The sequence below is a fragment of the Psychrobacter submarinus genome (assembly GCF_904846685.1).
Lineage (GTDB): Bacteria > Pseudomonadota > Gammaproteobacteria > Pseudomonadales > Moraxellaceae > Psychrobacter > Psychrobacter submarinus.
Genome location: NZ_CAJHBQ010000002.1, coordinates 448101 through 469756, shown reverse-complemented (window position 1 = coordinate 469756; position 21656 = coordinate 448101). Strand labels below are relative to the sequence as shown.

Genomic DNA, 21656 nt, shown 5'->3' with positions numbered 1-21656 from the left:
TAAAGGTCTTTTTTATCAGTGCAACTTTGCTGGCACCCTTGTGAGCACTGACATCATCAGTACCGCACGCAAATGAGCATATCGGCTTTATTTTGTGCTGGCTATATTTTCATTGTTTTTTAACGGTGTTGCTAAGGAGTCTGCGGACTGTTTAGCAGGTTTTATTGATTGGTACTGCTTTGTGCATCCTGCGCTTATATAGATAACGTGGTAACTCTGCACTATGTTATGACGGACAAAGCACTATCAGATCCTGTTTCATTTACCTATTGAGGTCTTTTATGTACAGCTCGCCATCAAAAGATGCGACGAAACCCTTGAGCCTAAATAAGACAGTTTTTTTAGGCTCTGCGATTATTTCTATTTTATTGATTATCTGGACGATTGCCTTGCCAGATTATAGTGAGGCATTATTAAGCGCGAGCATGGCGTGGGTATCAGAGAGCTTTGGCTGGTATTACATGCTGGTGGTGGCTGCTTATAGTATATTTGCTTTGTTTGTGGGCTTTTCAAAATACGGCGATATCAAGCTTGGGCAAGATCACGAAAAAGCCCAGTTTCCTTTTTTAGCATGGGCGGCGATGCTATTTTCGGCCGGTATTGGTATCGATTTATTGTTTTTTGGTGCCTCTGAGCCATTGATGCATTATTTGACGCCGCATACGGGACTCGAGCCTGCCAGTGAGGCGGCCATGCGTGAAGCGTTATCTCAGACTTTTTTGCATTGGGGTCTGCATGGCTGGGGTATTTATGCGCTTATCGGTATGGCGCTAGCGTACTTTGCCTATCGCAAAAACATGCCACTGGCGCTACGCTCACCGCTGACGCCTATCTTTGGCGAGCGCCTAGTCAAAGGCTGGCTGGGTGATGGCATTGATACCTTTGGTGTGGTCTGCACGTTGATGGGGATTGCCACCAGCTTAGGCATCGGGGTGTTGCAGGCTAATGCGGGTTTGACGCATGTCTTCGGTATCGAGTCGAGCAAGATGGTGCAGAGCCTGATTATATTGGGCGTGGTCTTAGCTGCGGCTATCTCAGCGATGACTGGTGTAGAGCGAGGGGTACGCCGTCTATCTGAATTCAATATGCTCTCGTCGATATTGCTATTAATCGCGATACTGGTGATGGGCAATACTGTGTACTTGCTCAATACCTTTACCCAAAGTATCGGTCAGTATTTCCAAACCATCGTTTTTAAAACATTCGACGTCTATGCCTATGACGGCAGCGCTGGTGCCGATTGGAAATCAGGCTGGACGATATTTTTCTGGGCATGGTGGGTTGCTTGGGCACCCTTTGTCGGCTTATTTATTGCGCGTATCAGCCGTGGCCGTACCTTACGTGAGTTTGTCTTTGGTGTGATGTTTATCCCGCTGGGCTTTATCTTTGCTTGGTTCTCTATCTTTGGTAATTCAGCGATAGACTTGGTCGCCAATGGTGCGACAGAGCTGGGTGAAATCGCTATCAATGATGCGGCGATGGGCATGTTTGCCTTGTTTGAGTACTTCCCTTTTAGTGATGTTTTATCATTCGCTGGCGTGGTCATCGGGCTTATTTTCTTTGTGACTTCAGCGGACTCTGGTGCACTAGTACTGGCCAATCTTAGCTCAAAAGGTATGACCAATGATACTGATGCGCCGGTTTGGCTGCGTTTGTTTTGGGCAGCGGCGACCGGTCTTATCACTTTAGGTTTGCTGTTCGCAGGCGGCTTTGCTTCATTGCAGTCAGTGTCTGTCATCGCAGGTTTACCATTTTCGCTGATTTTGGTGCTTTACATGATGTCGATGTGGCGCAGCCTAAAAGAAGAGGGCAATAAGCGTAAAGCCAGTACGGTCGGCACCGCAAACGTGCTTGACAGTGGTAAGAGCTGGAAAGCGCGTCTGCAGCGTATTGTTAGTTTTCCAAGCCATACGCAAGTCGAGCGGTTTTTACAAAATATTGTCAAACCTGCCATGAGTGATGTCGAAAAAGAGCTAAGAGCTGGCGGTCTAAAGACGTCATTGGATGTGCGAAATCTGGCCAATATTGGTGACGATCTCGATGCAGGTCTAGACGATGACAATGGTCAAATAGATGGTATCAAGCTGCGCGTCGGTCATGGCGATGAAGATGACTTTATTTATGAGGTCAATCTCATCAAAGCTGAGCGTCCAAACTTTACCCTGAATACCTCAACCAAACATGCTGAGTTTTACTACCGTGCTGAGGTGTTTTTAAGCAATGGCTCGCAAGAGTACGACTTGGTAGGCTACACCAAAGAGCAGGTGCTGGTCGATATTCTGCATCAGTATGAGCGCCATTTGCAGTATCTACATTTAGAGCGTTAATTCTTAATAAATATAGCTTTAAAAAGACCCTATAAGTTCAAGATAACTTATAGGGTCTTTTTAAAGCGCAGCAAACGCAAGGCATTCAGGGTCACGAGTATCGTTGCGCCAGTGTCGGCTAAGACCGCAATCCACAAACCTGTGATACCGAGTATGGTAGTAATAAGGAAGATACCTTTTAGACCGAGCGCAAAAATGACGTTTTGATGTATATTGGCTAAGGTCGCGCGTGACAGAGCAATAAGATGAGCGACGTCAGTGACGCGGCTTTGTAATAGAGCAACGTCAGCGGTTTCGATAGCCACATCGGTACCACCGCCCATCGCGATGCCGACATCTGCGCTGGCTAGAGCTGGCGCGTCATTAATTCCGTCGCCCACCATCGCTATTTTATTATTGTCCCTCATCTCGCTGAGTAAACGTAGTTTGTCTTCGGGTAACAGCTCAGCTCGCCATTCTATATCCAAAGGCGTAGCAAGCGCCTGCGCGGTGAGATGGTTATCACCTGTCAGCATCACCGAGCGCACGTTCATGGCGCTCAGCTGAGCCACACCTTGCCACGCATCGTCACGCAGCTCATCGCGCAGTGCCACTAAACCAATCACTTCAGCGCTGTGTTCATCGAATAGCACTGAAACCGTTTTGCCTTCACTTTGCAGCGACTCAATCTGTACCTGCTGCTCGGGTAGAAGTAAGCTCTCGTCAGCGGCGTAGATAGGAGAGCCTATGGCTAAAGAGCGTCCATTGACCGTGGCATGTACCGCTTTACCAGCAGTTGCAGAGGCATTGGCAGCGATAGGAATGGCAACCTTAGCTACTTTTGCACGCTCTACGATAGCTTTGGCAAGCGGATGATTAGAGCCGGATTCAACGCTAGCGAACAACGCTAATACCTCATTTGTCCCGCTTACCTCAGTGCCTCCTTCTGTAAAGGCAACGACGTCAGTGACGCGCGGCTTGCCTTCGGTTAAAGTGCCCGTCTTGTCAAAGGCCACGGTATTGACACGGCCAATGATTTCTAGGGCGCTACCGCCTTTGATTAATAAGCCGCGGCGCGCACCAACTGCTAAGCCTGAGGCAATGGCCGCCGGAGTAGATAGTACTAGCGCGCAAGGACAAGCAATCAGTAACAGTGCCAAACCGCGATACAGCCAAGTTCCCCATTCTCCGCCTAACAACAATGGCGGCATGATAATCACTAAGGCGGCAACAGCCATCACGATGGGCGTATAGTATCGACTAAATTTTTCAATAAAACGAGCGGTAGGGGCTTTGGAGGCTTGTGCTTGCTCCACAAGCTCAATAATACGCGCAATAGTATTATCAGCCGCTGTTTTTTGTACGCGTACGTGTAGGGCGCTATCGACGTTGATGGAACCTGCAAACACCTCATCGCCGACGGTTTTGACAACCGGTATCGACTCTCCTGTTACCGGCGAATCATCTAAGCTGGAGGAGCCTTGAATAATAATGCCATCAGCAGAGACTTTATCACCAGGACGGACGAGTACTCGGTCATCTACCTGTAGTGATGCGGCAGCAACTTCACGCGGCGCGCCTTGCTCATCAAGTAACACGGCTCTTTTTGGCACCAGTGAGGCTAGTGCTCTAATGCCCGCACGCGCTCGATCAGCGGCAACGCTCTCTAATAATTCACCTACGGAGAACAAGAAAACAACCGCAGCGGCTTCCTCAGCCTCGCCAATGATAAGGGCGCCAAGCGCTGCGATAGACATCAGCATCTCAATCGAAAAGGGAGAACCTGTTGTAGCCAGTGTCGAGGCTTTTCGTGCAAAAGGAAGCACGCCAATCACCACAGCGATAATAAAAGCCCAAGTGCCGTATGCAGGAAATACCAAAGACAGCATATAGGCTGCGCTCATCAGTAAGCCAATGCCGATGACCTGCTTGCCCTTCATCGTCTGCCACCAGTGCTGATCGTCTACATTGGCCTCATGACCAACGACTTCGTCTTGTTGTTCGGTTAATTCTGATATACCAAACCCAAGGCGTTTGATGGTCCTTTCGATATCTTTGACCTCAGTCGTGGCATCAGGCGCTAGGGTGAGCGCTAACTTTTGTGTCGCAAAGTTGAGCTGAACGTCAGAGACGCCTGGCATACGGGTTAAAGCTGTTTCGATCTTGTTAACGCAGCTGGCGCAGTCCATACCTTCAATATGATATTGCATAGTGATTTATCCTCTTATTAAAGGTATTATGAACCCTATAGCGGCTTTAGGGTCAAGGTGTTAATGGCAGCACACCAGATTTTTATAATGAACCTTACGGCTACTTACATAGATTTAAGCAATATAGATTTGAGCAATAAAAGGGGAGGGTAATGGCAGTCAAAGCAGCAATCAAAGCACCCATTAAAATCGGTGAGCTTGCTCGGCGCACAGGGGCGACGGTTGAGACCATTCGTTATTATGAAAAAGAGCAGTTATTGCCGGAGCCTTTTCGTAGCCAAGGCAATTATCGGTTATATCGTGAAGAGCACATCGAGCGCCTGCAGTTTATATTGCACTGTCGTACGCTTGATATGAGTTTGGATGAAGTGCGCGTGTTACTGCAGTACTGGGATACTCCAGATAAAAACTGCGGAGAGGTCAATGAGTTATTAGAGGAGCATATTGAAACCGTAGAGACACGCATGCAAGAATTGCGGCAATTAAAGCAGCACTTAATACAGCTGCGCCAAAAGTGTACAACAGAGGCACCTGCTGAATCGTGCGGGATACTACACGCGCTTGCGGATGATTCTTGTCATGATTAGTCGAATATTCTAATGATTAATAACGGTATGCAAGTTATTACCTAAGCACTGCCACCGCATGGAAAAGTTTCGTGCTAAAATCGCCAGTCATTATTTCTCAGTAGCTAGCACCCAAGTAGTTGACCCCGCGTACCTCGATATCAGATTTATAGGAAGCTGTCATGATCGTTTGGCAAAAACCGAATGCCTTTAGAATACTCTTCACCTTACGCGGTTCTGTCATTCCTCATATCTATCTGCAAGTTTTACTGATTACTTTACTTAGCGCAGTCATCTCAGCCGTCCAGCACTGGATTCCAGGCTCCTTTCCCTCTTATGGTGCTGCGCCTTTTACCTTACTGGGTATTGCTTTATCTTTGTTTCTCGGCTTTCGGAATAATGCCAGCTACCAGCGCTGGTGGGAGGGTCGCTGCTTATGGGGTCAGTTGGTATACGATGCTCGTAGCTTTACTCGGCAGGTACTATCCTTTATAGACGACACTGATAGTGGACAGCGCGCGCAGCGCTCTATGGTGCAGCTGACGATTGCTTTTACTCACGCCCTCAGGCACAGACTTCGCAGCACTTCTCCTTGGAAAGATGTTGAGCGTTTTGTAGCGCCGGAGCATCACGCCAGTATGCATAAAGCCGGTAACCTTCCTGAATATCTCTTGCGATTAATCGGCAAAGAGCTTAGCCGTAGTCGACGTGAGCAGCTGACATCTGATCTTATGATCCAAAATATGGACGAACGCGTCACCTCGATGACTATAGTTTTGGCAGCTTGCGAGCGCATTCATAACACGCCATTGCCATTTGCTTACACCTTGCTGGTGCACCGTACCACTTACCTGTACTGCTTTATGCTGCCTTTTGGCTTGGCGACGTCTTTAGGCTGGGTCACCCCTTTAGTCTGCGGCGTCATTGCGTACACCTTTTTTGGCTTAGATGCTCTCAATGAGGAAATTACCAATCCATTTGGCGTGGATGCTAATAATTTGGCTTTGACTTCTATTTCTCGCACTATCGAGATCAATTTGCTAGAAGCTCTGGGCGAAACGGATCTGCCGCCTGAGCTTATGTCTGAGGGCGGTTATTTACAGTAGTTGGTTTGAGTGTAAGTGCTCGTTTTTCTTGATTGAACTAAAGGCTGCTTTCAATATTATACTTCATATGCAGTAGACGCGGCGCAATGTCCTCTTCAATCTTAGTACAGCTCAGTACAAAACTTGGCGCGCCGCAGTTAAAGGTGAGTAGACCCTCGGTAGGGTGCATGATAGCTGTGGCAACGGCATTGACCTCTTTTTGCCAATCACCAAATGAGAAGCAGTAGCCAAAATCCTCATAATCTTTAAACGCTTGCTCTAGGCTTGACTTGATGTTTAACCAGTCTTTATCGTACTTATGACGTATCGCATTCATCATAAAATCTTGTTCAGCAGGTGGCATGCTTGCTAAGCACGCGCGGCCCATAGCTGTTGAGTACATAGGTAGATATGAGCCAACGTTACGCCGCATCGTCGTGGCGCTAGCGCCTTGTACCACATTGAGATACACCATCATCAGCCGATCGCGGGTTGCCATAGCGACGGCGCTATCGGCATAATCTGCTAGCGCCTCCATGTAAGGCGTGACTAAGTTATTGATAGCCATATTTGCGATCATCGTATAGCCAAAGCCTAAAACTCCAGCCGCTAGCTGATATTTGCCTTTGTTTGTCGCCTGCTTTAGATAACCAAGCTTGACTAAGGTGTAGGTCAGGCGAGTCACCGTACCTTTCGGTAGTCCCGTTAATTGGCTGAGCTCTTGATTGCCAAGCATGGGCTGCTGCGGAGTAAAACATCGGAGTAGCTCAAGCCCGCGAGCGAGCGCGGTGACGAATTGCCGATCGCTTTGATCTTTCATCTCACTTATAGGCTCTAGCAGCTCAAGAGCGCTGCTCGTAGTATTACGAATCGTCATAGGGCGTAGTATTGTAGGTAGTATTCTAGGTTAAGGTTATTCGCTCGCTTCTTTTATCATGTTGCGCGCGATAATGATTTGCTGGATTTGCGTGGTGCCTTCATAGAGACGATACAGACGCACATCACGATAAAAGCGCTCAATACCATAATCCGCAATATAGCCTGCGCCGCCATGTATCTGCACCGCACGATCCGCCACGCGGCCACACATCTCAGTGGCGAACATCTTAGCACAGGAGGACTCAGTCACCACATCTTTACCTTCATCACGCAGGCGCGAGGCATCAAGCACCATAGATTTGGCGGCATAAATCTCCGCCTTTGAGTCTGCGAGCATTGCTTGGATGAGCTGAAAACTGGCAATCGGTTGACCAAACTGTTTGCGATCCACCGCATAACGCAGCGCATCATCTAACATACGCGTGGCAGCGGCAGTACTGGCCGCTGCGATATGCAAGCGACCTTTATCCAGCACCTTCATCGCCGTTTTAAAGCCGATACCTTCGACGCCGCCGATCAAAGCACTCGCTGGCACCACGCAGTTATCAAAGATGACATCACAAGTATGGGCGCCTTTTTGCCCCATTTTTTTATCCCACTTACCTAAGGTAATACCTGGGGTATCGCTCTCAACGATAAAGGCGGAGATGCCGCCCGCGCGTTTGTTTTCAGGGTCCGTACGTGCCATGACAGTGAAAACACCGGCCTCTGGCGCGTTAGTGATATAGCGCTTGGTGCCGTTGATGACATAAGTATCGCCGTCTTTGATAGCGGTGGTTCTAAGCGACGCAGCATCCGAGCCTGCTTCAGGCTCAGTCAAACAAAACGAGCCAATGATCTCGCCGCTGGCAAGTTTGGGGAGGTACTTTTGCTTTTGCTCTTCGGTGCCGTCGATGACCAGACCTGAAGAGCCAATACCATTATTGGTACCGATAAGTGAGCGAAACGCAGGGGAGGTACGACCCATCTCAAAAGCGACAATCACTTCTTCTTCCATCGTGAGTCCAAGACCGCCGTATTCTTCTGGAATGGTCAGCCCAAATAGACCCAGCTCGCGCATTTGATCGATAATCTCTTCTGGCAGGCGATCATTTTCTGCGACCCAATCCTCCATAGGTATCAGCTGGTTATTGACAAACTGGCGCACGGTGTCGACGATGTGGTCGAGGACTTCTTGATCTCTAATCATAGGACTTCCTTGTCTGATGGGAGTAAATGTTAAACATTTGGATAAGTTTGACGTTTATGACTAATAGTACAAATAACTGTTTTACATAAAGCGCTTGTATGAGCTAAATAGCATAATCTATACTAAAGCATATTACAATGATTTCAGTTATGAAAACCGCAGTGCGATATTTATGGATAATTGTCATATAGCTAATCTTAAATAAAAAGAGTATAGCTACAGTAGCGTGCTACTGGTACAAATTTTCCTTGCGTGCTGCGTTCCCAGAGGCTGCGCAAAATTCATCCCAGTAGCACTGTATTTATCTTATATTGGATTGGCTATAAAAACCTACTACTCAAGTACCTATTAAGGATAGCATCATGGAAGAGCTCATTATTACTTGTGAGACGCTAGATAATGGCGTAAGTGTCATAACCCTCAATCGCCCCAAAGTGCGCAACGCCCTAAACGCTGAGTTACGCGCACAGATGGCAGAGAGGTTTATCCAATTAAACAATGACCCAAAGACCAAGGCTATTGTGCTCACTGGCGGCAATAAAGTGTTTGCCGCGGGCGCGGATATTAACGACTTTTTGACTACAAAGACCGTCGATGTTTATTTGCGTCATAGCGAACGCTATTGGGATGCCATCACTGATTGCCGTAAGCCTATTATCGCCGCAGTTAATGGTTATGCGCTGGGCGGTGGCTGTGAGCTTGCCATGCATGCCGATATCATTGTCGCGGGCAAGTCCGCTAAGTTTGGACAACCAGAAATAAAAATAGGATTAATGCCAGGCGCGGGCGGCACGCAGCGATTGTTTCGCTTGCTTGGTAAACATAAAGCTATGAAGCTCATTTTAACGGGCGATATGATAAGCGCTGATCAGGCGGATCAAATGGGCCTAGTGTCTGAAGTGGTGGACGATGAGGCGACAATTAAACGCGCTATCGAGATTGCTGAGCAGTTGGCAAGCTATTCGCCCATTGCTTTAACCCAAATCAAAGAAGTCGCCAACCTTGGGGTGGACATGCCACTACCCGCGGCATTGGCCTTAGAGCGTAAAGCCTTTCAGATTTTATTCGATACCGAAGATCAAAAAGAAGGCGCGAAAGCCTTTTTGGAAAAGCGCGATGCCAACTACAAAGGACAGTAGTCGTTTAAGGGTTTAAGACACTGCTAAATCATATAAAGGAATATTATGACTATCACATCATCAGATATGCAATCATTAGCCATTATTGGCACGGGCATCATGGGTATGGGCATCGCCCAAATCGCCGCGCAAGCAGGCATTAACGTATTGTTATTTGATGCCAAATCAGGATCCGCTAAGCAAGGACGCCAAGCGCTTCAAGCGACGCTTGAAAAACTTGCGGCTAAGGGGAAGTTTACTGATGAGCAATTGCAAGCGACTCTATCAAACTTAACCGTGATTGAAGATATCGCGCAAATTGCTGAAGTAGACATCGTTATCGAAGCCGTTATTGAAAATTTAGAGATAAAACAGCAGCTGTTTAAGCAATTAGACAGCCTTATTCCTATCGACACCATTTTAGCAACCAATACCTCATCGCTATCAGTGACTGCCATTGCCTCGGTTTGTCAGCATCCAGAGCGGGTAGCAGGGTTTCACTTCTTTAATCCTGTGCCGCTAATGAAAATCGTTGAGGTGATTCCGGGCATCTCTACTGACCATTGTGTTGTAGAGACACTGACCAGTTTAGCCAAACGTATGGGACATTTAGGTGTCGTGGCAAAAGATACGCCAGGGTTTATCGTCAACCATGGTGGTAGAGCTTTTGGTACAGAGGCGCTAAAAATACTAGGCGAGGACGTTGCCAGTCTTGAGCAGATTGACCGTATTTTGCGCGATGGCGCAGGCTTTCGTATGGGACCGTTTGAGCTGATGGATTTGACAGGGGTCGATGTCTCCCATCCCGTCATGGAGTCGATTTATAACCAATACTACTTCGAGCCGCGCTACCGCCCGCATCCGTTGACGCGGCAAATGTTAGAAGGCAACAAGCTTGGTCGTAAAGTTGACGAAGGGTTTTATCAGTACATAGATGGTAAAAAGCAAGACGGTAAAAAAGCAACAGCAGATATCGCTCAAGAGTCTTTGTCTAACGCTGTGTTTGACAAAGCCGTTAATTCAGTTTGGATTGGCGCAGATTTAGCGGCAGATAAACAACAGCTGGTTGATTATCTAAACGCTAATGACATCACTATCGACGATAACGATACCCCAGACCCTAACAGTTTAATATTACTAGCAATTTATGGCGAAGATACCACCAACGCCGCTATGCGTTATCAAGTTGATCCTAAGCAAGCAGTTGCTATCGATATGCTAACGGACTTATCTAAGCATCGTACGTTGATGCCCAGTATCGTCACAGAGGACAAATTTGTCACGCAGGCTTATACTTTATTCGGTAAAAGTTTGGATGAAGGCTCAGATGGTGCTTCGCTAATTAAAGAAAGCACGGGCTTTGTGGCGCAGCGAGTGGTGGCGATGGTGATTAATTTGGGCTGTGATATGGCGCAGCAAGGCATAGCTACACCAAAGGATATCGACAATGCTATCAAGCTTGGCTTGGGATATCCGTACGGTCCGATTTCGTGGGGCGATGCGCTGGGAGCCAAGCGTATTTTACTTATCTTACAGCGTATTTACGCCCTAACAGGTGATCCGCGCTATCGTCCCAGCCCTTGGCTACAGCGCCGCGCTAAGCTTAGTATTTCTCTGTTTACTCAACAAAACAACTATTTAGGTTAATGGCTTATTAATGACTTAGCGCGCCCAAGTATAGTTACGAAATCCCATATTTTAATCAAATACACTCTTAAAACACAACAAGGATAAGTGATGTTAGATGCCTATATTTATGATGGCTTAAGAAGCCCTTTTGGTCGCCATGGCGGCGCACTTGCCACCGTGCGTCCCGATAATATGATCGCGGCAGTGATCAAAGCTTTGATTGAAAAGCACCAACTGCCCAGCGATATCTTTGATGAAGTGCTCATCGGCAATACCAACCAAGCGGGTGAAGACTCACGCAATATTGCTCGCAATGCCGCATTACTAGGGGGATTAGATGTGACAACGCCCGGTCAAACCGTCAATCGTCTATGTGCGTCAGGGCTATCTACTGTCATTGATGCCGCTCGTAGTATCACTTGTAACGAGGGGGATGTATTTTTGGCAGGTGGCGTTGAGTCCATGACCCGCGCGCCATTTGTGTTTGCCAAAACTGAGCAGCCTTTTAGTCGCGACTTTAAAGTATTTGATACCACTATTGGTAGCCGATTTCCCAATCCTGTTTTAACCAAAGCATTTGGTAGCGACAGTATGCCGCAAACGGGCGATAATGTCGCGCGCAAATACGATATCAGCCGAGAAGAAGCAGATAAATTCGCAGCCGCCTCGCAAGCGAAATATCAAGCTGCTAAACAAGCCGGGTTCTTTGACGATGAAATCACGCCCATTAGGGTATCGCAAGGTAAAAAATTACCAGACGAAGCGATAATGGAAGATGAGCATCCTCGCGCTAGCTCTACTGTGGATGCTTTGCAAAAACTGAAACCTTTGAATGAGAATGGCGTGGTCACAGCAGGCAACGCGTCGGGTATTAACGATGGCGCAGCGGCGCTAATTATTGGCTCAACGCAGGCAGAAGAAAGGTTAGGGTTTAAACCTATTGCTAAGATTTTATCCTCTGGCGCGATGGGCGTTGAGCCAAATATTATGGGCGTGGGTCCTGTTGAGGCGATAAAGCTAGCACTCAAACGCGCTGACTTGACTCTTGATGATATGTCCATCATTGAGATTAATGAAGCCTTTGCCTCGCAAGTACTAGGCTGCCTAAAGGGTTTGGATATCGACTTTGATGACACCCGCGTTAACCCAAATGGCGGCGCGATTGCGGTCGGTCATCCGCTTGGTGCGTCAGGTGCTCGCATAGCCTTAAGTACGGCGCGCGAGCTACAGCGCACGGGCGGACAATACGCGGTCGTTAGCTTATGCATTGGTATCGGGCAAGGGCTGGCTATGGTCATAGAGCGGGTCTAAGCCTATAATTCATCTCTCAAATCTCATGCAAAAGGGCCTGTTTTTTCACCTTGTGCTACTTATCTATTCTTTGATAGGTTATCAACGATATGGCCCTTATATGCTGATTTATTTTCATTTTTTTAATCGAGCTTCCACAACTAAGCTTCTTTAACCAAGCATCTTTACTTAAGACTTTTAATATAGAATTCTTAAAGCTCCAGCAATCTCATCTCAGTCTCATTTCAGTTATCTAATTTTATCTACCTATGCTGCTACCCCGCGGCTATTTACTTTTTCATAATCAGTATGAGTAATCGCGTTACTGACACAAACTATTAACTCATATTTAAACAATGGTAATTATAATTACCATTGTTTAAATATGAGTTGCAACATAATACTTACTATTCTAGTATAAATCGCATGGCTTGATATCTGAAGACGGTATCAAAGAATTTATAAGGGTAATAAATATTACTATTTATTGTTAACCCGCCATAAAAAGTTTTGCACTATCATTATTGATTTAATTATTACTAGAAAACCTTGTCAAGGAAAGACATTATGAGCATCAGAACATTTTCAGCAAAGTGGATGACCGAAGAGCACGAAATGGTATACGACAGTGCTCTAAAAATGTTTCAAAGCTGGGAAGACAGAGACGAAGGATGGCGCGAGGCTGGCATGATCGATCGCGATGCTTGGGAAGAGGCGGGCGAGATGGGCTTTTTGTGTGCGTCAATACCAGAAGCATACGGCGGCGGTGGCGGTGATTTTGGTCATGAAGCGGCTATCATTTTGGCGCAATCGCAAGCGAACCAAGCTGGTTATGGCGGTATGGTGCATTCAGGTATTGTGGCACCCTATATCTATAAACTTGGCACCGAAGATCAGAAAAAGTCCTTGTTGCCAAAGATGGCAACAGGCGAGTATATCGGTGCTATTGCGATGACCGAACCGGGTACGGGTTCTGACTTACAGGCCATTAAGACGTATGCGACAAAAGATGGTGACGATTATATCATTAACGGCTCGAAAACCTTTATCACCAATGGTCAGCATGCCAATGTTGTGCTACTCGCGTGTAAAACAGATCGTGACAAAGGCGCGCAAGGCGTCTCTTTGATCCTTGTTGAGACGGATGGTCTAGAGGGCTTTACGCGGGGTCGTAACCTCAAAAAGACGGGTCTTGCTGGACAAGACACCTCAGAGCTATTCTTCGATAATGTCCGTGTGCCCCAAAAAAACGTACTCGGCGGTATGGAAGGTCTAGGCTTTATGCATATGATGCAGGAGTTGCCGCAAGAGCGCCTGATTATTGCTCTAAGTGGCTGCGGCGCTATGAAACTGGCTTTAGAGCTGACACTTGATTATGTCAAACAGCGTGAAGCCTTTGGCAAACCGATTTGGAAGTTCCAAAATACGCGCTTTAAGCTCGCTGAGGTGCAAGCGGATTATTTAGCGGTAAAAACCTTATGCGATTCAGCAGTAGAGGCACAAATAGAAGGTAAACTTGATGCCGCGCAAGCCTCGCTCATTAAGTACTGGGTAACCGAGAAACAGTGCAAAACGATGGATGAGTGTCTGCAACTGTTTGGCGGTTATGGCTATATGTCAGAGTATCCAATCGCTCGCATGTATGCCGATGCTCGGGTACAAAAAATATACGGCGGCACTAATGAGATTATGAAAGAGCTGGCGTCACGCTTTATGTAACGGCTCTTATAGGCGTTATCGCTAATATAAAAGCTAAAATTGGATTTATGATAAATAAGTCCAGCTTTAGATTTAAACTATTATTTATTCAAAAGACAGAAAAAGGGAATTTTATGACTGAGACGGCTTATATTTTTGACAGTATCCGTACGCCGCGCGGCAAGGGTAAACAGGACGGCTCTTTGTATCAAGCATCGCCGATTTGGCTGGTGCGTGGTTTATTAAAAGAGATGCAGCAGCGTCATCATTTGGATACAAGTCTAGTCGATGATGTGGTACTCGGCTGTGTGACACCCGTTGGCGAACAAGGTTCTGATATCGCGCGTATTGCCGTGCTCGATGCCGATTGGGATCAAAGCGTTGCAGGCGTCACGCTGTCTAGATACTGCGCCTCAGGGCTTGAGTCGATCAACCTTGCCGCAGCAAAAGTCATGTCGGGTATGGAGGACATGGTCGTCGCTGGTGGCGTCGAGTCAATGAGCCGTGTACCTATGGGTTCTGATGGCGGTGCTTGGTACATGGATCCACGGGTCAATGACGGTACTGGTTTTGTCCCACAAGGGGTGGGCGCGGATACCATAGCCACGCTCAAAGGTTTTAGTCGCAGCGATGTCGATGCGTTCGCTACCCAGTCACACCAAAGAGCTGCCAAAGCTTGGGAGCACGGCTATTTTGATAAGTCAGTAGTACCTGTCAAAGATCTCAACGGTATGCTGCTATTAGCGAAAGATGAGACTATTCGTCCCAGCACGACGCCTGAGACGCTAGCAGGCCTAAACCCTTCTTTTGCTATGCCTGGTCAAATGGGTTTTGATAGTGTGATTTTAGATAAATACACCACTATCGAAACTGTCAATCATGTGCATCATGCGGGCAATTCCTCAGGCATCGTCGATGGTGCCGCGTTATGCCTAGTCGGCAGCGCTGCTGCAGGCAAAAAAGCCGGTCTGAAACCACGAGCCAAGATTACGATGGCCTCAGTCATAGGCTCTGAGCCTTCGATCATGCTCACAGGTCCAACCCCTGCTTGTAGAAAAGCACTCGACAAGGCGGGTATGCAAGCCTCCGATATCGATCTTTGGGAGATTAATGAAGCTTTTGCCGCTGTCCCTATGAATACAGCGGATGATCTTGGCATCTCGCTTGATATCGTCAACGTCAATGGCGGCGCTATCGCTATGGGTCATCCGCTTGGTGCTACAGGTGCGATGCTGATGACAACGGTGCTCGACGAGCTTGAGCGCCGTGATCTTAAAACCGCCATGCTTACCTTATGTGTCGGCGGTGGTATGGGTATTGCCACCATCATTGAGCGCGTATAACACTCTACCTGTTAAATAGATAGTGATAACTAAGAGATCATTTAAGGGACAAAAAATGACAACGACTACAGACAGCATTGATGCAATAAACAAGCTAGCAAATTTTTCAGCTGAGCGGGATGATGAGGGCATCATCACCTTATCTATCGATCAAAGCGATCGTAAAATGAACGTTATCGGCGATGGTTTTAACGACTCTTTTGCGACTGTGACGGACAGCTTTATTGGTGATGATTCTGCGAAAGGCTTAATTCTAACCTCGGCAAAAAACAGTTTCGTGGTTGGCGCAGATATCGATCAGCTCTCTAATATACAAACCGCGCAGCAAGCCTTTGACTTGGTTGAAGAATTAAAAGGCAGCCTCCGCAGGCTTGAGACCGCAGGCAAGCCCGTCGTGGCTGCGATGACAGGAACGGCGCTTGGCGGCGGGTTGGAGCTGGCATTAGCTTGTCATTATCGCATTGCGATCGACTCGCCAAAGACTAAGCTGGGTCTGCCAGAAGTCAAACTTGGCTTGCTACCTGGCGGCGGTGGTACTCAGCGTCTACCAAGGCTAGTTGGCATTCAAAAATCGCTAGAGCTAATGACCCAAGGCAAAGAGCTACGGCCTAAAGCCGCAATGGATATCGGTCTTATCGACGCTATAGCGACGGACAATGAAGATATGTTAGCGCAAGCCAAAGCGTGGATCAAAGCCAATCCGCAAGCAAAGCAGCCTTGGGATAAAAAGGGCTTTAAAATTCCCGGCGGTGATAGCAAGCATCCAAAAGTAGTACAAGTATTCTCTATCGCGCCTGCGATGGCGAATCAAAAGTCGCATGGTAATTATCCGGCGATCACCCATATAATGTCTTGCGTCTTTGAAGGCTGCATTGTCGATATCGACACTGGCCTTGAGCTTGAGTCGCGCTATTTTGCCGCTTGTGTGCTATCGCCTGAATCTAGAAATATGATCAGCACGCTTTGGACGCAGCTTAACAACATCAAAAAAGGCCAATCACGTCCTGATAGCTTTGAGCGCTATCAAACCAAAAAGGTGGGTATCTTAGGTGCGGGTATGATGGGCGCAGGCATCGCTTATGTCACGGCTAAAGTCGGTATCGATGTGGTTTTACTCGATACAGATATAGCAGGAGCTGAAAAGGGTAAAGCCTATTCTGAGACTATTTTAGATAAAGCCATCAGCCGTAAACGTTCTACCGAGGACAAAAAACAAGCGCTGCTAGCTCGTATTAAACCAACCGTCTCCTATGACGACCTAAAAGATTGTGATTTGATAATTGAAGCGGTGTTTGAAAACCGTGAAATCAAAGCTAAGTGTACTGAGCAAGCGGAAGCCGTTATACCACAAACGGCCGTTTATGCGTCTAACACCTCAACTCTGCCTATCACCGGACTGGCTGAGGCCAGCCAGCGCCCGCAGCAGTTTATCGGTCTGCATTTCTTCTCGCCAGTTGATAAGATGCCGTTGGTTGAGATTATCGTAGGCGCGCAAACCAGTGATGAGACCTTAGCCAAAGCCTTTGATTATGTATTGCAAATTGGCAAAACCCCAATCGTCGTCAATGATAGTCGCGGCTTTTATACCTCGCGGGTGTTTGGTACTTATGTCTCAGAAGGCATCGCTATGCTAGGCGAAGGCGTGCATCCCCGCAGTATTGAGGTCGCAGGTCTAAAGACGGGTATGCCTATGTCGCCCTTAGCGCTACAAGATGAGGTGTCGTTAAGCTTAGCGCTGCATGTTAGCGAGCAACAGCAAAAAGATATGGAGGCCGAGGGTAAGACCATGGCGATGCGTCCCTCTTACGACATTCTTAAAACCTTAGTCAAAGAGCATGAGCGCGAAGGTAAAAAGAACGGTAAAGGTTTCTACGACTATCCAGACAAAGGCGACAAGCATCTATGGCCTAAGCTGACCGAGCTCTATCCAACCAGTAGCGAGCAGCCCTCGCAACAAGATCTAGTCGATCGCTTGATGTTTATTCAAGCCAACGAGTCGGCGAAATGTTTTGAAGAAAACGTGGTGCGCTCGGTCGCAGATACCAACATCGGCTCTATCTTTGGTTGGGGTTTTGCTCCAAACCAAGGCGGCACTTTGCAGTTTATCAACTCCATGGGTGTCGAGCGCTTTGTCGCTCGTAGCCGTGAGCTAGCCAAGCAATATGGCGAGCGTTTTGAACCGGCTAAGATTTTGGTAGATATGGCTGCAAGTGGCGAGGAGTTTGTGGATGGCTAATTTAGCTCACGCAATAGAGGGTATGAGCGACTGCTTACAAGGACTGCGCGTTGTAGATTTGACGCGCAACCTACCTGGGCCCTTTGCCACGCGTCTGCTTGCGGATTTGGGCGCTGAGATTACCAAGGTTGAGCCAAAAAGCGGCGATCCTGCCCGCGCTTTAGGCGGCTTGTTTGAAGCTTTAAATCACGGCAAAACTATCGGTAAGGTTGATTTTCGCGACCCCAAAGGCATAGAGGTTATCAAAGCGCATCTCAAAGACGCTGATGTCATGCTCGATAGCTTTCGCCCTGGGGTGCTAAAAGGGATGGGGTTAGACGCCCAAACCTTACATGCTATTAATCCAAAATTGGTTATCGTCTCTATTACGGGTTACGGCATGACTAACGATAGTGATAACGCTCAAATCGCTCACGACTGGGCAGATAAAGCCGGTCATGATATCAACTTTATGGCGATGAGTGGCGTACTTGATCAGCTGCGTACCGCAACTGGTGAGCAGGCCATGCCTAACATTCAGTTTGCCGATTTGGCAGGTGGTAGTGATACGGCAGTAATTGCCTTGTTAGCAGCGGTATTCGCCGCACAGCGCACAGGTAAAGGTCGCCATGTTGCAGTGAGTATGACTCATAGCTTGTATAACCATATGGTCATGCCAAAAGCGACAGGGGAGCTCGTCAAAAGCTTCTCAGGACAAAACCCGTCGCCAAATTATGACTTTTTGGGTGGACTATTGCCTTGTTATCGCTTATATCAAACGTTTGATAATCGCTACATAGCGGTAGGATCACTTGAGCTAAAATTCTGGCAAGGGCTGTGTGAGGTATTAGAGCTGCCTGAGCTCAAAGACGCGCATTGGCAGCGCGGGGTGATGCCAAACCTGCCTGAAAGCCGTGAGGCGGCCACAAAAGTCAGCGATAAATTTGCCAGTCAACCGCTTGAGTTTTGGCAGCAAGTATTCGCGTCAGCCGATGTCTGTGTAACGCCAGTACTGAGCTTAGAGGAGGCCAAGAGTCATCCATTATTTGCCCATCAAGATGAGCACCAGACAACGTTAGGATGGCAAGTTATAAAAGACTGAATTTAAAAGCTGGTTTTGTGGATGCAGGGTCAACATTATCTACTATAAATCGATTACCAAGGAAACCCCACTCTCAACTTCGAAAGTGATTGAAAAAAGAAGAGCACCTCACTAATCTATTGTTTTCGACCAAGAATACAATGGAGTTGTGAGATGCCCATAGACGAATTTATCATCAATATCTATTTAATGGTAGAGCAATATTACAAAATAGTCGTCACCAAACCCTTGCGAAGTGCAGGTTACGCGCCAAAGCTAAGTGATCCTGAGGTTATTTGCATGGAGATGGTCGGTGAATTTTTACACCTTGATCAAGACAAACAAATTTGGCAATACTTTACCCAGCATTGGCAAGACTGGTTTCCAGCCATCGGCTCATACCCTAACTTCGCAAAGCACTGCGCCAATCTGTGGCAAGTCAAACAGCAGATACAAGATAAAGTCAGTGAACTTGAGGGCCGTGACAACATTCATTTTATGGATGGCTTTCCGATACCCGTCTGTCATTATGGACGCGCTTATCGGCATAAAAACTATCAAGACTTAGCGGCTTTTAGCTACTGTGCGGCTAAGCAAGAGAGGTACTATGGCTTTGAAGGACATTTGCTTGTTAACTTATCGGGCATGATTAAAGGCTTTACCTTTGCTCCTGCCAATGTTGATGAAAGAGCGGTTGCCCCAGAAATCACCACTCATATTCATGGGCTACTTGGCGCTGATAAAGGGTATATCAGCCCTAGTCTGACATCGTACTACGACGCTCAAGGCGTGGATTTACAAACGCCACTCAGAGCCAACATGAAAGAGGATAGACCCAAACCTGTGGTAAGGCGGCTAATGAAAGCCCGCCGTATCGTTGAAACAGTCATTGGTCAGTTATCAGAACGATTTAATATACAAAAGGTACGAGCAAGAGATTTATGGCATTTGTCTCATCGATTGATTCGTAAGATTCTTTCACACAATCTGTGCTTTGTACTCAACAAAAAACTTGGTAACCCGCCTCTTCAGTTTGATTTGCTTATTTCAAGTTGAGAGTGGGGTAAGGAAGGTAAATTATGGATAAGGTTTGGACACAGGGCTATCCAGCGGGAGTTAATGCCCATATAGATCGACCACATAGTACCGTGCTAGATATATTCGACGATAAATTGCAAGCGTTCGCTGATCGTCAATTTACTAGCAATATGGGCGTCAGCTACTCCTATGCGCAAATCGATAGCATGTCATTGCAGATTGCCGCTTGGATTCAAAATTTGGGACTCGCTAAAGGCTCAGTCATAGCTATATTGCCCTGCCGCTGTATCATATCTATGCTTTTATCTGCTCGATAGTCGGCTTAACGGTCGGTCAGCATCTGACTTTAGTCACTAACCCGCGTGACATTGATAGCTTTATTAAAATTTTAGCCAAACGTCCTTTTCATCTGCTGCCAGGGGTGAATACGCTGTTTCAAGCCTTTATCAGCCATCCTGACTTTCGTAAACTGGATTTCTCAGAATGTAAATTAACGGTAGTGGGCGGTATGGCAGCCACGCCTGAGACGGCCAAACGCTGGCTTGAAATCACAGGACTGCCTATTTTGGAAGGCTGGGGGATGTCTGAGACACTAGGCGTAGGAACTGCCAATCCATTTGATGGTACCGAGTACACGGGCAACGTCGGCTTGCCGCTACCTGGTGTGGATATTAGTATTCGCAATGATGAGGATGAGGTGCTAGGTTTAAATGAGGTGGGCGAGATGTGTATCAAAGGCGATAACGTCATCACAACCTATCATAATATCGATAATGCCAAATTTTTCACTGCTGATGGCTACCTAAAAACCGGTGATATCGCCTCGATGAATGAGCAAGGTTCCATCAAAATATACGACCGCAAAAAAGATATGATCATCGTCAGCGGCTTTAATGTTTATCCTAATGAAGTCGAAAACGTCATCGAGACTCACCCCAAAGTTGCCGAGTGCTCTGTCGTTGGTATTGCTGATAAAAGCCAAGGACAGTCGGTCAAAGCCTATATCGTTAAGGCCGATGAAAACTTAATGGCGGAGGATATAAAAATGCTGTGTAAAGAAAATCTAGCCGGCTATAAATGTCCTCGCCATATCGAATTTATAGACGAGCTGCCAAAACCTACTGTCGGTAAAATATTACGTCATGAGCTGAGAAAAGCGGCCAATAAAGCGTAAAAAATGCTTTAGTTTAAAGGCTATTAAAAAGCTGAGTTTAACTAAATTAGCTTTTTAATAGTTGGGTTTGAATGAATGATCTGCTTATAAATCGGATAATTCGGGCTTCGACATAGAGCGCCACAAGATACTAAATAAAGCATCAAAATTTGCGTTTAGTGGTGCTTCTGCTTGACGAATGGTTTGCATAATACCTAGGCGACTAATAAAGCCCATAAACACGTCAAATAAGATATGTAGTGGCACAGTGTCTACTAATACTCCGCGCTTTTGACCATCTTCAAGCACGCTTAAAAATGCATTAATTAGCTCTTTATTGTTATAAATTGCGATGTTATGAAAACGCGCTATCGAGACTTTAGAGAGCACCATTACCGCGTCTGGATGCGTATCGACAAAATCTAAGCATACCCATAGTGTTTTACGCAGGCGATCTTCAACGCTATCGATACCTTGCAGATGATCCATCATTCTAGTGGCAAGTCTGCCTAGCACTAAATCCATAATGGTATAAAGTACCGTTTGCTTATCGCCAAAGTACTTATAGAGCGTCTGCAGTGACACATTTGCCGTCTTGGCAATTTGTATCATAGTAATATCGCTGGCATCACTATCAGCAAAAAGCAGACGAACCGCTTTTTCTACTTTCTCTAATGTCGCAGGACGCATATCACTCAGAGGCGCTATAGCTAAAGGCGTAGTACGCGTGTCTTTTTTAAGTTTACTGCTCTTTGGTTGGTCAGTTTTATTTTTACGATTAGAGTTAGAGGACAGCTTTGATCGAGTAGGTGGCATATCTTATTGTTCCTTATAGGCTCATTATTTAACTAACTTT

17 protein-coding genes are annotated in these 21656 nt (G+C 46.8%); 13 read left to right on the top strand and 4 right to left on the bottom strand.

The features are described 5' to 3' along the window. The first annotated feature begins 281 nt into the window (after window positions 1-281). Window positions 282-2327, top strand: coding sequence for a choline BCCT transporter BetT (betT, locus tag JMY03_RS08165; protein ID WP_201602821.1), 2046 nt, complete (start codon window positions 282-284; stop codon window positions 2325-2327). 47 nt (window positions 2328-2374) lie between these two features. Here the strand turns inward: betT and JMY03_RS08160 are convergent, their stop codons facing one another. Continuing rightward, on the bottom strand, window positions 2375-4516 hold the full coding sequence (locus tag JMY03_RS08160; RefSeq protein ID WP_201602819.1) for a heavy metal translocating P-type ATPase: 2142 nt from the start codon (window positions 4514-4516) through the stop codon (window positions 2375-2377). 152 nt (window positions 4517-4668) lie between these two features. Between JMY03_RS08160 and cadR the strand changes: the two genes are divergently transcribed. Then, window positions 4669-5103 (top strand): Cd(II)/Pb(II)-responsive transcriptional regulator, encoded by a 435-nt coding sequence (gene cadR / locus JMY03_RS08155; RefSeq protein WP_269117136.1) that lies wholly within the window; start codon window positions 4669-4671, stop codon window positions 5101-5103. Between the two features lie 161 nt (window positions 5104-5264). After that, window positions 5265-6188, top strand: coding sequence for a bestrophin family protein (locus JMY03_RS08150; RefSeq protein WP_201602817.1), 924 nt, complete (start codon window positions 5265-5267; stop codon window positions 6186-6188). A 37-nt stretch (window positions 6189-6225) separates the two neighbouring features. On the opposite strand, the gene JMY03_RS08145 is transcribed toward JMY03_RS08150, so the two are convergent. Next, entirely contained in the window at window positions 6226-7044 is an 819-nt protein-coding gene (locus tag JMY03_RS08145) for an IclR family transcriptional regulator (RefSeq protein ID WP_025646954.1), read from the bottom strand. A 36-nt stretch (window positions 7045-7080) separates the two neighbouring features. Beyond that, window positions 7081-8235 carry an acyl-CoA dehydrogenase family protein gene (locus JMY03_RS08140; RefSeq protein ID WP_025646955.1) on the bottom strand — a complete coding sequence of 385 codons (1155 nt, stop codon included), beginning with the start codon at window positions 8233-8235 and terminating at the stop codon, window positions 7081-7083. Window positions 8236-8597: 362 nt separating this feature from the next. Here JMY03_RS08140 and JMY03_RS08135 point away from each other — a divergent pair, with 362 nt between their 5' ends. The 10 genes from JMY03_RS08135 (at window position 8598) to JMY03_RS08095 (ending at window position 20821) form a co-directional block, all read left to right on the top strand. After that, window positions 8598-9374, top strand: coding sequence for an enoyl-CoA hydratase (locus JMY03_RS08135; RefSeq protein ID WP_201602815.1), 777 nt, complete (start codon window positions 8598-8600; stop codon window positions 9372-9374). 45 nt (window positions 9375-9419) lie between these two features. Then, complete coding sequence (locus tag JMY03_RS08130) at window positions 9420-11000, top strand: 3-hydroxyacyl-CoA dehydrogenase (protein ID WP_201602813.1); 1581 nt, start codon at window positions 9420-9422, stop codon at window positions 10998-11000. Window positions 11001-11090: 90 nt separating this feature from the next. Next, window positions 11091-12293, top strand: a complete 1203-nt coding sequence (locus tag JMY03_RS08125; protein WP_201602811.1) for a 3-oxoadipyl-CoA thiolase — start codon at window positions 11091-11093, stop codon at window positions 12291-12293. Between the two features lie 546 nt (window positions 12294-12839). After that, a complete protein-coding gene (locus JMY03_RS08120; RefSeq protein WP_201602809.1) occupies window positions 12840-13991 on the top strand; it encodes an acyl-CoA dehydrogenase family protein in 1152 nt (383 codons plus the stop codon). Between the two features lie 113 nt (window positions 13992-14104). Beyond that, window positions 14105-15313: an acetyl-CoA C-acetyltransferase gene (locus JMY03_RS08115; protein WP_201602806.1), complete on the top strand. Its 1209-nt coding sequence runs from the start codon at window positions 14105-14107 to the stop codon at window positions 15311-15313. A gap of 55 nt (window positions 15314-15368) precedes the next feature. Next, a complete protein-coding gene (locus JMY03_RS08110; protein ID WP_201602804.1) occupies window positions 15369-17549 on the top strand; it encodes a 3-hydroxyacyl-CoA dehydrogenase NAD-binding domain-containing protein in 2181 nt (726 codons plus the stop codon). Further along, window positions 17542-18630, top strand: a complete 1089-nt coding sequence (locus tag JMY03_RS08105) for a CaiB/BaiF CoA transferase family protein (protein ID WP_201602803.1) — start codon at window positions 17542-17544, stop codon at window positions 18628-18630. Before JMY03_RS08110 ends, JMY03_RS08105 begins: the two co-directional genes overlap by 8 nt. A gap of 153 nt (window positions 18631-18783) precedes the next feature. Beyond that, the gene (locus JMY03_RS08100) at window positions 18784-19665 is read left to right on the top strand and encodes an IS982 family transposase (RefSeq protein WP_201595979.1); all 882 of its coding nucleotides are present in this window, start codon (window positions 18784-18786) and stop codon (window positions 19663-19665) included. Window positions 19666-19688: 23 nt separating this feature from the next. Further along, window positions 19689-19964, top strand: coding sequence for a hypothetical protein (locus JMY03_RS13140; protein ID WP_227675556.1), 276 nt, complete (start codon window positions 19689-19691; stop codon window positions 19962-19964). Continuing rightward, window positions 19919-20821 (top strand): AMP-binding protein, encoded by a 903-nt coding sequence (locus JMY03_RS08095; protein WP_227675580.1) that lies wholly within the window; start codon window positions 19919-19921, stop codon window positions 20819-20821. The genes JMY03_RS13140 and JMY03_RS08095 overlap by 46 nt, the downstream gene beginning before the upstream one ends. Window positions 20822-20905: 84 nt before the next feature. On the opposite strand, the gene JMY03_RS08090 is transcribed toward JMY03_RS08095, so the two are convergent. Beyond that, entirely contained in the window at window positions 20906-21616 is a 711-nt protein-coding gene (locus JMY03_RS08090; RefSeq protein ID WP_201602801.1) for a TetR/AcrR family transcriptional regulator, read from the bottom strand. Window positions 21617-21656: the final 40 nt, after the last annotated feature.

Bases quoted from the DNA above. Each gene is read 5' to 3' on its own strand.
- betT (WP_201602821.1), top strand. From the start codon at position 282: ATGTACAGCTCGCCATCAAAAGATGCGACGAAACCCTTGAGCCTAAAT.
- JMY03_RS08160 (WP_201602819.1), bottom strand. From the start codon at position 4,516: ATGCAATATCATATTGAAGGTATGGACTGCGCCAGCTGCGTTAACAAG.
- cadR (WP_269117136.1), top strand. From the start codon at position 4,669: ATGGCAGTCAAAGCAGCAATCAAAGCACCCATTAAAATCGGTGAGCTT.
- JMY03_RS08150 (WP_201602817.1), top strand. From the start codon at position 5,265: ATGATCGTTTGGCAAAAACCGAATGCCTTTAGAATACTCTTCACCTTA.
- JMY03_RS08145 (WP_025646954.1), bottom strand. From the start codon at position 7,044: ATGACGATTCGTAATACTACGAGCAGCGCTCTTGAGCTGCTAGAGCCT.
- JMY03_RS08140 (WP_025646955.1), bottom strand. From the start codon at position 8,235: ATGATTAGAGATCAAGAAGTCCTCGACCACATCGTCGACACCGTGCGC.
- JMY03_RS08135 (WP_201602815.1), top strand. From the start codon at position 8,598: ATGGAAGAGCTCATTATTACTTGTGAGACGCTAGATAATGGCGTAAGT.
- JMY03_RS08130 (WP_201602813.1), top strand. From the start codon at position 9,420: ATGACTATCACATCATCAGATATGCAATCATTAGCCATTATTGGCACG.
- JMY03_RS08125 (WP_201602811.1), top strand. From the start codon at position 11,091: ATGTTAGATGCCTATATTTATGATGGCTTAAGAAGCCCTTTTGGTCGC.
- JMY03_RS08120 (WP_201602809.1), top strand. From the start codon at position 12,840: ATGAGCATCAGAACATTTTCAGCAAAGTGGATGACCGAAGAGCACGAA.
- JMY03_RS08115 (WP_201602806.1), top strand. From the start codon at position 14,105: ATGACTGAGACGGCTTATATTTTTGACAGTATCCGTACGCCGCGCGGC.
- JMY03_RS08110 (WP_201602804.1), top strand. From the start codon at position 15,369: ATGACAACGACTACAGACAGCATTGATGCAATAAACAAGCTAGCAAAT.
- JMY03_RS08105 (WP_201602803.1), top strand. From the start codon at position 17,542: ATGGCTAATTTAGCTCACGCAATAGAGGGTATGAGCGACTGCTTACAA.
- JMY03_RS08100 (WP_201595979.1), top strand. From the start codon at position 18,784: ATGCCCATAGACGAATTTATCATCAATATCTATTTAATGGTAGAGCAA.
- JMY03_RS13140 (WP_227675556.1), top strand. From the start codon at position 19,689: ATGGATAAGGTTTGGACACAGGGCTATCCAGCGGGAGTTAATGCCCAT.
- JMY03_RS08090 (WP_201602801.1), bottom strand. From the start codon at position 21,616: ATGCCACCTACTCGATCAAAGCTGTCCTCTAACTCTAATCGTAAAAAT.